The following is a 14,032-nucleotide window of genomic DNA, read 5'->3' as shown; positions in this document are numbered from 1 at the left end:
ACTTCTTAAAAAGATCGGGCTTCTGGGTATTGTTCACCAGAATCTCTGTGGCAAATCCGCAAAAATGAGTTTGAGTTCCGGTTCGTTAACCCGCTTAATTGCTTTAGGAATACTTACCCACTGCCGCTTTCTCTTGCTAGCTTCGGGCCAAATTTCCAGAACTGCTTGCACTTCCATTAAAAATACTCCTACCAGCCAAGTACAGCCGGACTTTTGATACTCGTAAGTTCCTAGCAAATCCGGGAACACTTTACCCAACAAACCTGCTTCTTCCCAAGCTTCCTTGGCGGCGGAATCTTGGGGAGTCATGTCAGGTTCAATTAATCCTTTGGGAATAACCCAGCGCTTGCTAGCCGAAGAAGTAATCAGCATTACTTCAATTTGTCCCTCTTGAATGCGATAGGGAATTACCCCCGATTGCTCTATCAATACAGCGGTTCTTATACTCATAATTTGGGCAATATTTCTGGGTGAAAAAGCTACTGCAACTTCATCAACAGTTGACAACTCAAAAATAAAAATTGCATCCACCTTCTAGATAATTCCCCAGTTGAGAAAACAAAGTGGAGAAGAGAGATATTTTGGTTTTCCCTTCTGTGGAAAATAGGAAATTTCCATGCACTCCCACTGAACAATAATATTATTATAATAACCAGGCGCCATCCTCTACCGACAAGCAGATAAAAGCCGATCGCCAATATCTACCTTTATCTGCGCCGGTATGGGGTTTTACACCTAATCTTTCTTCGCCTTAGCCTCCAAATTTTCCATCCGACTCCTCAAATCTTGATTCTCCTTTTTCACCTGGTCTAATTCCTCGCGCAACTGCTTTACCGCTGCATCAGAACCAGCATTTTTCTGCACTCTTTGCACAGCTTCATCAGCCATGCGGCGGACGCGACCATCGGGAGTTTGGTCAGCTAAAGAACGCAAAATGCGAATAGCTTTGCGAGTTTGCATTTGTCCCAATCCCGCTACTACAGAGACTTGAGTCAAGAAAAACGTCTCTTTAGATAATTCTGCCAATCGCTGCAAAATCCGTTCTAAATTGACCTTCGTTTGACCAGTCGAAATTGTGCCCAAAGCTCGAATTGCAGCCAAGCGCAAAGCTTGCGGAGTACCGGCGGCTGTGTATTTCAATATTAAATTCAGCGCATCTTCAGAAGTTTTCATCTGCGCCAAACCGGAGATCGCACCCGATCGCACTACCTCATTCCACCCCTGACGTTCTTTCAGCACCAATTTTAACTCTTTCAGTACCTGTTCATCCGTCGGTTTTTCGTCGGGGTTAGCCGCTGCAATTGAGCCCATAGCACTCGCTGCTGCGGCTTCTACATAATAGCTGTCGTCGCCTTTTTCGACGATCGATCTCAGCGCTTTATAAGTTTCGTGAGTTGGGATTTTACCCAGCGCATTCACCACAGCGCGACGAACACGAGCATCTTTATCTTTTAAACCACTGACTAAACCTTCAAAAACTTGGTCGAGTTTAATTTCAACTAACTGACCAGCAACTTCTGCCCGTACTGCCCAGAACGGCTCTTTCTTGAGAACTTCTGACAGCGTTTTCACCGCTTCCAGCCCTCCCTTCTTCGCCAAAGCTTGGGCAGCGTAAATCCGCGAAACCGGGTCTGGATCGAATTGCAACTGAGCTTTTAGTTCCGCAATTCCATACTCTAACACAACAGTTTTTAAGTATTTATTGCCGACATCAAAACTGATAAATGCAGGCTTCTCTTCGAGAGGGAAATAGAAGCTTTGCTCGCGCTCATGCACTCGGACTGTGAAAGTTTTTAGGTTCGGGGTTGAACGGGCCCAACTGTCATCGTCTGCTTCTTTTTCCGGCTTGTAACCGAAGCCGATCGGAATTTTCAGATCGAATACATCTTTGCTGTTGCCGTTGCCATTTTTGCTGTCTTTTACCTGAGTTTGAGTGACAGTAACTTTTGCTAATTTGCTGTCACCATCCCAGGAATAACCAACCTTATAATCTGGATGACCGCCGCGATAAACGTACTGGTCAAACAAAAACATGAGATTGCGACCACTAGCCTTTTCTATCGCCCTGAGCAAATCGATAGTTTCTACAGTTTGGTGAGCGTTATCCCGCACAAAAGTGTGAATTGCTTTGTAAAATAATTCGTCCCCTAACTCGGCGCGAATCATGTGATAGACACAAGCACCTTTTTCGTACAAATGGCGATCGTACAATTCAATGGCTTCGCGGTAAACGTGAGTAACCATCGGGCGGCGGTAGCGGGAACTATCTTCAGCTAAATAACTGCGGGCTTCATTTAACATATAGTAAGCCGCGTCTTCTTTGCCATATTCTTTATCAGTCCACAGCACCTCGGAATAAGAAGCCATACCTTCTTTCAGCCAAGCGTGAGACCAATGTTTAATTACTACTAAATCGCCGAACCATTGGTGAGCTAATTCGTGGGCGACTAAGCTTTCAGTACCTCGATTGTCGAGGGCGGCGCGTTCGTCTAGCAAGCACCTATCTGTTAGCAAAGTTGTGGAAGTGTTTTCCATACCGCCGAAGATGAAATCATCGACGCAGACTTGAGCGTATTTGGGAAAAGGGTAAGGATAGCCAAATGCTTTCGAGAAGAATTCAATCATTTGAGGCGTTTTGCCCATGCTGCGCTTAGCGTCTGCTTCGCGGCTTCTTTCCACGTAATAATTAACTGGTTTGCCGTTCCATTCGTCTTTAATTTCGGCAAAATCTCCGACTGCTAAGGTCATTAAGTACGTCGGGTGTACCTGGGTTTGCGACCAGTGATAAATTTTCTCGTCTCCGTCGTTTTTTGTGCTAATTAATTCACCGTTGGATATGGCAAAAAGTTGCCTGGGAACTCGCACTCGAATTTCGGAAGTTGCCAACTGTCCGGGATAGTCGAAACAGGGAAACCAGAAGCGGGAATCTTCGTCTTCGCCTTGAGTCCAAACTTGTGTTGGTTTGTCTGGATAGTTTTTGTCCGGGCCGACGAAATAAAGGCCGCGTTGGGGTTTTTCGACCGAGTATTCGATCGCAATAGTAATTGGTTGGTAAGCTTCTGTTGGTTCGTGCAGTTGAATTTGCAGCACTTCGCCGTCGCTGTCGAAATTTTGCTCGGTTTCGCCAACTTTTACCGATTCAATGTTGAGGTTTACCGCATCTAAGGTTAATTTGTCAATACCGCTGCGGACTGGATTGATGCGGATGCTGCAAGTGCCCCGAAAGCTTTGTTTGGGAATATTCAGCACTAAGTCGAGGAAAATGTGCTCTACTTGACCGGGGCGATCCGGGTTGTAATGCGGCCGAGCACCGGGCATCTCGAAGGATTTGTGATTGTTTTCAGAATCGAAGTAAGTATTTGACATTGTGATGGCAAAGTTGTGAGTCGAGCGGCGATCGCTGGCAGCGCCGATCCGGCTGAACTGCCAGCTTATTATAGAGTAGCGCGTCCTAGCTGCTGTTGTCGCTAACTTGGTGAAAACTGGGTCTATCGTTGAGGGGATGGAAAATATGATTTTTTCGCTACAATATCAGCAAGGCTAATGTCTGCAATCATCGGAAAATTGGGTAGAAACCCCGTGCTTTTAGCACGGCTTTACAAAAGTTGTGGGTATCAACAGAAATTTTGCTGTAAAATAGATTCTGTAGCGAAACTGAATGTATGTACTTAACTCAGAAAAACCAATTACGATATATGCCCTATGCCCTATGAGCACCTCATGTTACTGAGAAAGGCTATACAGACACAGTATATAATTTTAAAATGCCCCACAGCGTTGTTTTAAACCTGCTGCCAGTTGCACCAATTCCATCTCAGTTTTTAACGGGACGGCATCTCCACGCTTTATTTTTGAACCTTGTGAGTGCTGTAGACAGCGATTTGAGCGCGTACCTGCACGACCAATCTCATGAAAAAGCTTTCACTTTAAGCCCTTTTCAAGTAAGTAAAAAAGAGGCTTACAAAAGCAGTACGCCGCAGCCACAAAAGAGAGTTTTGCCTCCGGCTTCCCGCACAATATCTCCGGCTGTACAGTGGGAACACAAGCAAGCAATTCAGGAAAATACGCCGATTTGGTGGCGGATTTCTCTGCTGGATGACGGTTTGTTCGATCGCCTAACGCAACTTTGGCAGCAACTTAATTTCGCTCGCCCTTGGCATCTCGGCCCGACAAATATATACATTACTAATATTTTGAGCGAACCGCAATCAAACCAGCCTTGGGTAAACTTTTGTACTTACGCCGAATTGTTCGATAGAGCTTCGGAAACTGAGCGCCAAATTGCTTTTAGTTTTTGCACTCCTACTAATTTTAGGCAAGGTGTATACGATAGTGCTATGCCCACTCGTGAGAGTATTTTTGGCAGTTTAGCTAATCGCTGGAACAAGTACAGCCGGATTGCGATCGAACCTACTTTCACAGAAGCTATTTTTCCCAGTTTCTTCGATATCAGAACAGAAGTTAGTACGGATTCTCGCAGTAAATTTATTGGCTGCGTCGGCGATATTAGTTACCGAATTATGGGAGATATAGCTCCTGCTACTATCAAGCAAATTAACACTTTAGCAGATTTTGCGCTTTACAGCGGAGTCGGGCGAAAGACGCCGATGGGAATGGGAATGACGCGCCGGTTGCATGATTTTTAATTATTCACCTTTGGGCTGAATTTCACTGACTATTTCATAAACATCAGTGTCTGGTATTTTCGCAAACAAAGGCGCCATCTGCTTCAATATTTCCTGATAAGCTTCGCTTTGATTGGCTGCCATATCTTCTACGCTTTCCCAAAAAATGATGGCAATACCTTTGTCTGTATTGGGCAATTGCAGCAGGTATGCTCCCTTAAAACCTGTGGCATAAGTTGCAACGGCTTTTTCAAAAAGTTGTTCTGCAGCTTCAAATTTTCCTGGTTTAAATTCGCCAATGGCAACGTAGGCAAACTGATGTCGGAGAAAGTCGAGAAATTCTGACATATCTTTTTCCTCACTTAATAGCGATACACTAAGTTATATTTTACCCGATCGCCCGAAATTTGTGAATATCGCTGTTTATAAGTAGATCGACCTAAAAAAACCTCACAGCGATCGCTCTGTCCCTTATTCTGCTCTATCCAACCAAACCATTAAATCGGATAAACTAGAAAATCCGACTACCTCCTCTACCAAACTCTCTAATTGCTCAACCGATAATTCCCCAATTCGCGAAACTACATCGGGATTAACAGCTCCTATACGTCGCTCCAGAAGGCGCAAAATTAACGCTCTTTGACCTGCTTTGATACCTTCTTGAATGCCTTCTTGACGACCTTCTTGACGGCCTGCTTGCATCCCTTCTCGCATCAATTGAACCCTAGCTCGTTCCAAACCTTCTTCTATCCCTCTAGAAACTATTCCCTGCTGTTCTTGGATTGCTCTCTCTTCGGCTTCCATATCCTGCAACTCTTTCAAGCTTAAGTTAGCCTCATTGGCAATTTGAAAAGCTTTTTCTAGTTCTGGAACTGTTTCCATTGTGGCTGGGATTGTTTCTAAATCTGGAGTGTGCTTCATAAAATAAATCCATTTATCAGTCAACGTTGTGAGTTCATCTAACTCTTTTTTGAACTTCGGCAACTCGACAAAAAACATTTCAACTTCGAGATCGGGATAATCAAATAGTTTCTCTTTTTCCTTGAAAATAAAATGAGAAATAACATCAGGTTGTTCTTGGAACATTTCAAAATCGGTAATCGTCAAAGCAATTACTGGTTTTAATCTCGGATAACTATCTCTAATTTTGAGTTGGTTGGCGTAGGTTTTGGCTAGGTTGTAGATGACTCGTTTTTCAAAAGCAGCTACATTCAAAACTTGCATTTCAATAATTACCGTTTTGTCGCCGGTAATTCGAGCTTTGACATCCAAATAACTATCTTTGAGCCCGCTAACGGTAGCAGCCGAGTAAGGGTCAATAATTTGTAAGTCTTGGATGATTGGCTGACCATCGTAAATTAGAGCATTTAAGAAGCTGATAAGGATATCTTGGCTGTCGGTGGAACCAAAGATTTTTTTGAAGGCAAAGTCTGTTTTAGGGTTGATAAATCTCATGATATTTTTCCTAATCTGTTTGATTGATTTATGAAAGATTTTGATGAAGTGCGATCGCTTCGGGGCTGCGAAAACTGGGTCGCTGCAATAGCCCACTTGAATTTATGAAAATACGGGTGGTATAAATTTAACATACAAGTAAAAATAAAACCAACATAAAAGTAACAACAATGACCAAAATATTAGTAATTGAAGACAATAACTTAATTCGAGAAACGGTATTAGAAGTTCTGGCATCGCGCGGTTTTGAAGCTGTCGGCGCTGAAAATGGAAAAGTTGGTATCCAGTTAGCTGCCCAAATTCCCGATTTAATTTTGTCTGATGTCATGATGCCGGAACTAAACGGTTTTGAAGTATTCGCCGCCGTGCGATCGCACCCTGCAACCGCCAGCATTCCGTTTATTTTTATGACAGCCTCGGAGATGGAAAAAGTCCTGGAACTCAAAGCAGACGGATATCTCCAGAAACCTTGCAGTGTCACAGAAATCCTCGGGGCGATCGCCACTCAACTAGAAAAACCGGCAGTTACCAACCCACAACATCAAAAAGTACAGGACAATTCTGCGCCATCAAATCATAGCTTGCGCGCCAGCAATCAAAAATCTCGGTTTGAGATTGCCTCGGTTGGCTCGCAATGACACGCACAGTAACGTTATGGATACAGAAGTTGAGGGAATTGCAAATTGGTTCCTCCCAGGGGTGGCTTAGACTGGGTATGTTGAATTTGGTTAAATATTTATGAACGCACAACCCAAAGGCCGCCTTGTTTGGAACCACTCTACCCACCTTCCCGGTTTGATACCAATTTTAGAGCGCCTCACCCTAAAAATCGGCATTCAAACAGTCACGCCTGGGGTCATCAACAAAGTTAAAGGACACATCCCCCGCATGACATTAAGAGTGTCAGTACCCATCCGCGGGGGATTTAAAATCATCGCCCGACAGGGCAAAACCGTACAAGAAGTCTTTATATTAACGACTCTCACTCAAGGGGACTTGGAAGAGACGATCGCCCAAACCCTAGCCAAGTGACAATATTTTCTTAGCAAGCAAAGCCCGAGCCTTAACTGAAGTAGTTTCATCGCTTTGGGTGATTTCCTCAAGTCTGGCCGAAACTTCCGCTAACCAATCCGGTTTAACAGTCGCAGCACTCGCCAAAGCTTGCAAACCCCCCACTGCTGCGTAGCGAACCACCCATTCTGGGTCTCGGGACGCTTGCAGCAGCGTTTTCACAGCGCGAAGTTGAGCATCTGCAATTTGTTCTGCAGGCATCAATTCCCAGCAAATCGTCCCCAAACCCCTAACCGCGGCCCGCCGCACGCTCAAAGCAAAGTCATTCGCCGCTGCATCGAGCAAAATCTCCAAACCCCTGGGGTCGCCAATTCCCGCCAAAGCCCGAACAGCCCAAGCTCTCGCCCCGTAATTGTAGCCGTCAAGCTGTTCTAGAAGCGGCAGCACCGCAGCTTCTCCGAGTTGAATCAGCCCGTCAACGGCGGCAACAGCGGCGCCTGGGTTGTTGTAACCGAGCACTGTAATTAAGGTAGGAATTGCTTGTGTTGAGGGAGTCGCCGCCAGTGCTTTGACTGCGTTTAACAAGCCTTCGGAAGAATCTGCTTGTTCGACAGCCTGAATTAGTTCTAATGCCATTTATTTGTAAGCTTTACCGTGACTATTGTAATTGTAGGTTGGGTCGATCGCGCGATCGAACTTTTTGCAGCGTGGGTGAGGCGCGGCGATTAACTTAAAAAGCTTACCCTGCTCGAAGTAGGACAGTCTTGGTTAAAGAGTCGAATCGGCAAAAAACTCGACTCCATACCCGCGCTAGGAATTCTTGCGCTGTGCATCCTCACCGCCTTGGCGCTTCCTATAAGACTTAGCCCAAGCATACCGCTGCGGATTTTTTTTCAGCAGATATTCCACAACTTCCCGACGCTTCTCATCCTTAGCATTTTTGACAACCTGCTTGAGTTCAGAATCTATATCTTCTGATTCAGCACCGCGTTTAATTGCCTCGTTAAACCAACGCTCACCCTCTGAAAATTGACTCCGCTCAAAACAAATAGCTCCCATCAAAGTGTAAGGATGATGACTCTGAGGCTGATACTCAATAGCTTTGAGCGCGCACTTTTGTGCATCATCTAATTTATCAATATCTCGAAAAGCACCGCCCCTAGTTGTTAGCAAAGCTGACTTGAGCTTATTTTCTTTTATTTTGTCGAAGTCCAGATTTTCTGTCACCTGCAATGCACTTTTCGGTTCATCTGCCTTGCGCCAATGACTGCTGGCGTTGGGCAAGTTCCATTTATTTCCAGTGCGCTCATATTCCCGATCGTAGAAACGCGCTTCAAGTCTGTGGTAAGCCATAGCAATCCTTCCATGACTAGCTAAAAGTCCCTGTTGTATTAACTGAACAACTAACACAGGATCTAGACGCTCTTCTTTCTCCAATTTGACCATGATTGCGTAAAACGGATCGAAAGGGAAATCACGATCTATAATCCGATACTTGACCTTCAGAGCAGCAAATTCCTTTTCTTGGGCAAAAGTAATTACATCCTCACGTCCATTCTGTTTCACCCAATCAATATCAGCCTCACTCAACAGCTCTCCCGATTGAATCTTAGACTTCAGACTAGCAACATATTTGTCAAGCGCAAGAGTAATTGTCTCAGTCAGTTTACGCTTTTTCAGAAAGTTAATATCCTGCTCACCTAGCTGATTGTCTAAATCAATTTTTTTGAGAACTTTATAAAGATGGCTAGAGAGGGATGAATCCTCATAGGTAGTAGCTTTATACTTAGCTTTCAGTTCAGCAAAGTGCCGTGTTTGTTCAATCTCCAAAACAATGCTAAGCGTTTCGCTCAGTTGATGCTCTTCCAGCCAGTTAAGTTCTGACTCGCTCAACTGTATATCTGCATCCAGGTTTTTCAGGATTTGATAGAGCGGACTACAGACAGATGTTTCTGGGTATTCACTAGCTTTGTACTTATCCTTGAGTTGGGCAAACTCAGCTTCCCGTCCAGCTTTTTGTTGCCAAAAAATTTCTAGAGTATCAATCAGTTGGTTGTTGAACAGCCAGTTAGCCTCTACATCACTTAATATTTGTCGTGCATCCAGTTGCTTGAGGATTTGATACAAGGGGCTATCAAGCGAACAATTTGGATCTTCAGTTGCTTGGTACTTAGCCTTTAGTGCAGCAAATCGCGCCATCTCTTCAACGATAGCAACTGTTTCAGTAAGCCCCCGTTGTTTCAGGTATTTAACTTCTAAGTCAGTTAGCTGATTTTCAGAGTCAAGCTTCCAAAGGATAGGATACAAACAACTGGATAGCCGTAAATCGGGATCTCTGGTTACTTTGAACTTAGACTTGAGTTGAAAAAATTTAGCATCTAGTTTTCTTCGTTGTTCATCCTTATGTAGTGGCTCTTTCTCGATAGCTTCTATTGTTTCCAAAAGCCCTTGGTTTACTAACCAATCCCACTCGAAGTCGGTAATTGCATATTCTAAATCAGCTTTTTGCAGAATGAGATACAGAAGACTAGAAGGAGATGAATTTTCATATTTTGTTGCTTGATACTTGGACTTAAGCGCTGCAAAATGTTGCACCTGGACTTCAAAAGGATCGTTGTTCATGATGAATCCCCCGATTTATACTTCTAGCTGCTACACAACCATCTCCCAGCATTCCGCGATCGCCCGCCGTCAAAACCCAAACTTTTTTAACTGAAAACTCATCCAGATGGTAATATTATTTTAACAGTTCGGTTTCACCAACTACAGCTACAAACCTCAGTATTTTCACTGAAATTTATAAAAATTAGTACCTAAAGCCTCGTTTCTTATTCCATCAAATCATCAGCCATCGGTTCACCCGGATAAAAGCGAGAAAATAGCAGTTCTCAACTCCATGAAATACAGATATGCGGTAGGGAAACAGCACGGCGCTGTGTCCTGAAATGTGCTGTCTCCTGAATTTACGGCCGACAATTGAGAATCGCTACAGCAATCCTATTTCATTTGTAAACTAATTTTTTTCACAGTAAACTATCCATTAAATCCATAACGCGGATAGCCTCATCTGACAAAGATAGAGATTCTTGTTGATTGAGGTGATGCTCCAAAACTCCTTTGAGCGCAATCAATTTCAGGCTATTTTCTGCTAAAGTTTCAGAAATAGCTTGCGCTCCCGGCAAATAGCCGATCGCCCCCAAGTCCATCAAAGCCGATCGCCTCAACTGCAAATTATCCCCATTCAAAGCACTTACCAACCGCTCTCCATAAACCCGCTCACCAGTTAACTGATACATCGCCCGCGCCGCAGCGTACTGCACCCGCTCCACAGAATGTTCTAAAAAAGGTGAAATTAGCGGTATTGCTTCTGTCGCTTGCAGGGTTCCCAAAGCTTCAATTACCGAGTCGTAAGGTTGCACGAGGTGCGATTTTCCTGGCACTCGCACAGCCACAGCTACGCCCCCATCCAATAGCTTCATTAGCGGCTCAATAGAATCGCGATAGCCCAGCATTTCTAGAGCTTGAGCCGCCGCTTCCCGCACGTAATAATCGGCGCATTCCAAACAGCGAATCAGGGCCGGTAAGGCTTGTTTGTCGCCCAATTTACCCAGAGCCCGCGCCGCATTTCGTAATAGGGAATAGTCGCCAATTTTTGTTTGTTCTGATTCTTCTTCTAATGCGGCAATTAAAGCTGCAATAGCTGCCGGTTCCTTGACTCGAAATCTGCCCACCCACCAAGCAGCATAATACCGGAGACTGTAATCTTGGGAGTGCAAATTTGCGATCGCCTGTTCAACAGTTAAAGACTCGCCCTCAGCTACACCCGCCGGCGCTGAGTCGGATTCGTAATAATCCATAGTGATTAGTTGTTAGTTATTAGTTATTAGTTATTCGGCGATTGGAAGAGACTGTTGGCGAATTTAAAAAGGGTAATACCCCTCATAGGTAAAATGTAGATAGTGTAGGTTGGGTAGAGCGCGAGCGAAACCCAACTCTTCGCTTGGCCCAACTCTTTTAAAATAATGTGTTGGGCCAAGCGTTGCGTAGGGTTCGTTGACGCTCTACCCAACCTACTACATCTATGTGAGAAACACCGCGAGTGCTGGTTTCAGAGGTGAGGGGTGAAACCCTATGTGAATTCGCCAACAGTCTCTTGAAATCGCTGCTACACAGAAAAAACCTGCAAGGGTTAGGGAAACTCGCCGATTAAAATCGCTACTAAACAGACAAAACCCGCCTGGGCGGGTTACATTAACTCTTAGTCCGCTTGGAGTGGACTTTGTTTGTCTAGCAGCGATTTTCATCGCCCCTTCTAGCTTGTGTCGGAGCGATTTTCATCGCCCCTGCAACCAAACTATTGGTGATCGTGCGATGATTCATGGGATGATTCATGGGATGACTCATGGGATGATTCTGCACCCGCGTTTAAAGGATGAATGCTGACAATTTTCCCGCCCATGCGAGTAATCCGCTGCATTTCTTGATTCATCCGATTGTAAGGCACGTTGATAAATGTACTCGCGCTCGATCGAATCGAATAATCCACATTATCTGTTTCATCGCTTTGGCGCAAGCCGACAACTTCATACCGAAAGCAGCGACCAGCCGAAGCTGTATTGCCACTTTTTCCACCTACAATTTGACCCAACATAAGCTTCTTGGTAATTGGTAATTCTGACTGTTGACTGTTGACTGTTGACTGTTGACTGTTGACTGTTGACTGTTGACTGTTGACTGTTGACTGTTGACTGTTGACTAAAAGCCAATACGGTTCAGTTAAGCCCGATCCCCCCTAGCCCCCCTTAAGAAGGGGAGTAGGGGGTGGGACAAGAAGTTACTCAAAGTCCCCCAACAATCAGGGGGATTTAGGGGGATCTCCGAGGAATAAACACTTTTAACTGAACCGTATTGGACTAAAAGCTAGTAACTGCCAACTGCCAACTGCCAACTGACTAAATTGGAGTAATGCTGGCGATTTTCGCGCCCATGCGTTGAAATTTCTGCATTTGCGAGGACAACTCCTCAACAGGTACGATGAAAGCCTTGCTGCTGCGGCGCACGCTGGGATAGCCGCCCGTGCGAATGCCCGAAACTTCCACGCGCACCAGCCGTCCTTCTTTGCCGTAAGCTGCCGCGCCGCCGAAAGTGCTGGCGGGAGTTACGTTTCTGGCAGAAGGCCGATATGCCCAACCTTCGTTACCGCCAGAGGGCCCAACTACAGCCGTAGCGGTGTTAGTGCCGAGTTCGACAGCTAAGCGAGAGTTATTGCCTTCTAGTTGAGATGTATCGCTGTTTGCATAGCCGCGATACAACCGGAACATCCGGGTAAAACCGACGGTTTTTTGACCGCGCTGGGTGTTAAAGCCGCGGTAGTAAGGGACGATACTTTCGCCAAAGTTTTCTTGATACTCTACTGAATCGATGTAAGAATCAATATCAGCGTCGTAGCCTTGTGTTTGGTACAAATCTAAGTGCTCAACTACTTCAGATTCGTCGTAGGGAGCGCGACCGAGCAAGTGTTTGTAGTTTAGTTCGATCGTCCGAGTTTGGAAGCTGTTGTAGAAAAACTTGGTTTTGTACAGTTCTGACTTAGCTACAGCCCGTACAAATTCTCGTACAGTCAAACTTCCGTCCCGCAGCAAAGACTCGGAACTTATAAGTCGCTCGGATTTCATTAAATAGTCGTTGCCTAGCACCTGACGGTAAACCGCACGAATCACAGTTTCAACGTCGTCTTTGGTGTAGTTTGGGCGCAGTTCTACCTTCGGCGCATCGCTCAATGCGGATGTTCCTAGTCTGGACGCTGCTGTTGTAATCGCCACCAGATTTTCTCCTAAATTATTAATGACAAAAGTTTAATGCTTGGTTGCACTTGAAATTTTTAGGACTAAAGATAATATGCCTCAAAGTAGGGTGTACACTGCACACCTTACATATCCACATAAAATTGAAGAATTTTTTAGCCTTAGTCCTAATTTGCTAAAGACGTTTCAAAAAAACGTCGATACACAAACTTTAAGCTGTGGTAATACTTACCACTTTGCCGCCACGTTTGTTGATTTGCTGCAAGCGGCTCGAAAGTTGCTCGTAAGGCACGAGATATTCCGTAGTAGTCCGGCGCACTTGAGGGGAAAACTTAGCCGAACCTTGCATTGCGGTGACTCGGTAGAGTTGGCCGCGAGAACCGCCGGAGGTGCCACCAAGGGCTTTTCCGGTGGAGGCGGTGGAGATGGGCGAAGCCGTATTTCTGGCAACTTCCCAGGTTAGCCGCGCTTGCTTTTGGTTTTGGGCGCGATCGCTAGAAGCAAAACCCCGGTACAATTGAAACATCCGGTTAAAACCGACGGTTTTTTGACCTCTTTGAGTCGCGAAACCGCGATAGTAAGGCACTACACTTTCGCCAAAATTTTCTTGATACTCAACTGAGTCAATGTAAGAATTGATTTCAGCTTCGTAGCCTTCTGCATTGTACAAATCAACGTGGAAAGCAATTTCCGACTCGTCGTAAGGAGCGCGGCCCAACAAATGCTTGTAATTAAGCTCAATTAACCGCGTTTGCGAGTTCGGATAAAAAAACTTTTTCCGATAAGTTTCGGAATGTGCAATTGACCGCACAAAATCTTTCACTGAAATCTGCCCTTGCAGCAGCAGAGATTCAGCACTGGTAAGTCGTTCGCTCGACATTAAATACTCATTGCCGAAAACTTGGCTGTAAGCAGCGCGAATTACTGCTTTCGCATCGTCTTGCGTCCAGTGGGGGCGCAGTTCTACCCGTCCCGCTTCTTCAAATGCTTTTATTCCCAACCGTTCTGCCGCACCTAATCCCGCCATCTTTGCTTCTCCCTTTTTTGCTTTAAAAACTGAAAACTGCTTAAAAAAGTATTTGCAAAACTAGGCTTAGATCGCAGATGCCCGGAATTCTAAACAACCGCTAACACTTA

General features: G+C 45.0%; 13 protein-coding genes. 3 read left to right on the top strand and 10 right to left on the bottom strand.

Annotated elements, in window-relative coordinates; translation table 11 throughout:
* Positions 1-33: 33 nt before the first annotated feature.
* Positions 34-531: an NUDIX hydrolase gene (locus tag QUB16_RS15890; RefSeq protein WP_333317458.1), complete on the bottom strand. Its 498-nt coding sequence runs from the start codon at positions 529-531 to the stop codon at positions 34-36.
* 204 nt (positions 532-735) lie between these two features.
* Positions 736-3,366: a M1 family metallopeptidase gene (locus tag QUB16_RS15885; protein WP_333317456.1), complete on the bottom strand. Its 2,631-nt coding sequence runs from the start codon at positions 3,364-3,366 to the stop codon at positions 736-738.
* A gap of 398 nt (positions 3,367-3,764) precedes the next feature.
* Between QUB16_RS15885 and cas6 the strand changes: the two genes are divergently transcribed.
* Positions 3,765-4,646, top strand: coding sequence for a CRISPR-associated endoribonuclease Cas6 (gene cas6, locus QUB16_RS15880; protein WP_333317455.1), 882 nt, complete (start codon positions 3,765-3,767; stop codon positions 4,644-4,646).
* On the opposite strand, the gene QUB16_RS15875 is transcribed toward cas6, so the two are convergent.
* Together QUB16_RS15875 and QUB16_RS15870 are read right to left on the bottom strand one after the other, a co-directional pair.
* Positions 4,647-4,973, bottom strand: a complete 327-nt coding sequence (locus QUB16_RS15875) for an antibiotic biosynthesis monooxygenase (protein WP_333107428.1) — start codon at positions 4,971-4,973, stop codon at positions 4,647-4,649. It lies immediately after the preceding gene.
* Positions 4,974-5,096: 123 nt separating this feature from the next.
* Positions 5,097-6,080 carry an Rpn family recombination-promoting nuclease/putative transposase gene (locus tag QUB16_RS15870; RefSeq protein ID WP_333317453.1) on the bottom strand — a complete coding sequence of 328 codons (984 nt, stop codon included), beginning with the start codon at positions 6,078-6,080 and terminating at the stop codon, positions 5,097-5,099.
* A gap of 170 nt (positions 6,081-6,250) precedes the next feature.
* Here QUB16_RS15870 and QUB16_RS15865 point away from each other — a divergent pair, with 170 nt between their 5' ends.
* Positions 6,251-6,718 (top strand): response regulator, encoded by a 468-nt coding sequence (locus QUB16_RS15865; RefSeq protein WP_333317451.1) that lies wholly within the window; start codon positions 6,251-6,253, stop codon positions 6,716-6,718.
* A gap of 100 nt (positions 6,719-6,818) precedes the next feature.
* Positions 6,819-7,112, top strand: coding sequence for a DUF2103 domain-containing protein (locus tag QUB16_RS15860; RefSeq protein ID WP_333107423.1), 294 nt, complete (start codon positions 6,819-6,821; stop codon positions 7,110-7,112).
* Here QUB16_RS15860 and QUB16_RS15855 read toward each other — a convergent pair.
* The 6 genes from QUB16_RS15855 to QUB16_RS15830 form a co-directional block, all read right to left on the bottom strand.
* Positions 7,101-7,727, bottom strand: coding sequence for a HEAT repeat domain-containing protein (locus QUB16_RS15855; RefSeq protein ID WP_333317449.1), 627 nt, complete (start codon positions 7,725-7,727; stop codon positions 7,101-7,103). The genes QUB16_RS15860 and QUB16_RS15855 overlap by 12 nt on opposite strands.
* Positions 7,728-7,901: 174 nt before the next feature.
* Entirely contained in the window at positions 7,902-9,713 is a 1,812-nt protein-coding gene (locus QUB16_RS15850; protein ID WP_333317447.1) for a hypothetical protein, read from the bottom strand.
* 401 nt (positions 9,714-10,114) lie between these two features.
* A complete protein-coding gene (locus QUB16_RS15845) occupies positions 10,115-10,948 on the bottom strand; it encodes a HEAT repeat domain-containing protein (RefSeq protein ID WP_333283217.1) in 834 nt (277 codons plus the stop codon).
* A gap of 497 nt (positions 10,949-11,445) precedes the next feature.
* On the bottom strand, positions 11,446-11,742 hold the full coding sequence (locus tag QUB16_RS15840) for a phycobilisome linker polypeptide (protein WP_333317445.1): 297 nt from the start codon (positions 11,740-11,742) through the stop codon (positions 11,446-11,448).
* A 301-nt stretch (positions 11,743-12,043) separates the two neighbouring features.
* Positions 12,044-12,913 (bottom strand): phycobilisome linker polypeptide, encoded by an 870-nt coding sequence (locus QUB16_RS15835; protein WP_333317443.1) that lies wholly within the window; start codon positions 12,911-12,913, stop codon positions 12,044-12,046.
* A gap of 193 nt (positions 12,914-13,106) precedes the next feature.
* Positions 13,107-13,922, bottom strand: a complete 816-nt coding sequence (locus tag QUB16_RS15830; RefSeq protein WP_333317441.1) for a phycobilisome linker polypeptide — start codon at positions 13,920-13,922, stop codon at positions 13,107-13,109.
* Positions 13,923-14,032 lie beyond the last annotated feature (110 nt).

Source organism: Microcoleus sp. D3_18a_C4 (assembly GCF_036702415.1).
GTDB lineage: Bacteria > Cyanobacteriota > Cyanobacteriia > Cyanobacteriales > Microcoleaceae > Microcoleus.
The sequence above is the reverse complement of the archived record's forward strand: the minus strand, read 5'-3'. Positions and strand labels throughout refer to the sequence as shown.

Excerpts from the sequence above, each read along its gene's own strand:
- QUB16_RS15885 (WP_333317456.1), bottom strand. The coding sequence starts at position 3,366 with ATGTCAAATACTTACTTCGATTCTGAAAACAATCACAAATCCTTCGAG.
- cas6 (WP_333317455.1), top strand. The coding sequence starts at position 3,765 with ATGCCCCACAGCGTTGTTTTAAACCTGCTGCCAGTTGCACCAATTCCA.
- QUB16_RS15875 (WP_333107428.1), bottom strand. The coding sequence starts at position 4,973 with ATGTCAGAATTTCTCGACTTTCTCCGACATCAGTTTGCCTACGTTGCC.
- QUB16_RS15870 (WP_333317453.1), bottom strand. The coding sequence starts at position 6,080 with ATGAGATTTATCAACCCTAAAACAGACTTTGCCTTCAAAAAAATCTTT.
- QUB16_RS15865 (WP_333317451.1), top strand. The coding sequence starts at position 6,251 with ATGACCAAAATATTAGTAATTGAAGACAATAACTTAATTCGAGAAACG.
- QUB16_RS15860 (WP_333107423.1), top strand. The coding sequence starts at position 6,819 with ATGAACGCACAACCCAAAGGCCGCCTTGTTTGGAACCACTCTACCCAC.
- QUB16_RS15855 (WP_333317449.1), bottom strand. The coding sequence starts at position 7,727 with ATGGCATTAGAACTAATTCAGGCTGTCGAACAAGCAGATTCTTCCGAA.
- QUB16_RS15850 (WP_333317447.1), bottom strand. The coding sequence starts at position 9,713 with ATGAACAACGATCCTTTTGAAGTCCAGGTGCAACATTTTGCAGCGCTT.
- QUB16_RS15845 (WP_333283217.1), bottom strand. The coding sequence starts at position 10,948 with ATGGATTATTACGAATCCGACTCAGCGCCGGCGGGTGTAGCTGAGGGC.
- QUB16_RS15840 (WP_333317445.1), bottom strand. The coding sequence starts at position 11,742 with ATGTTGGGTCAAATTGTAGGTGGAAAAAGTGGCAATACAGCTTCGGCT.
- QUB16_RS15830 (WP_333317441.1), bottom strand. The coding sequence starts at position 13,922 with ATGGCGGGATTAGGTGCGGCAGAACGGTTGGGAATAAAAGCATTTGAA.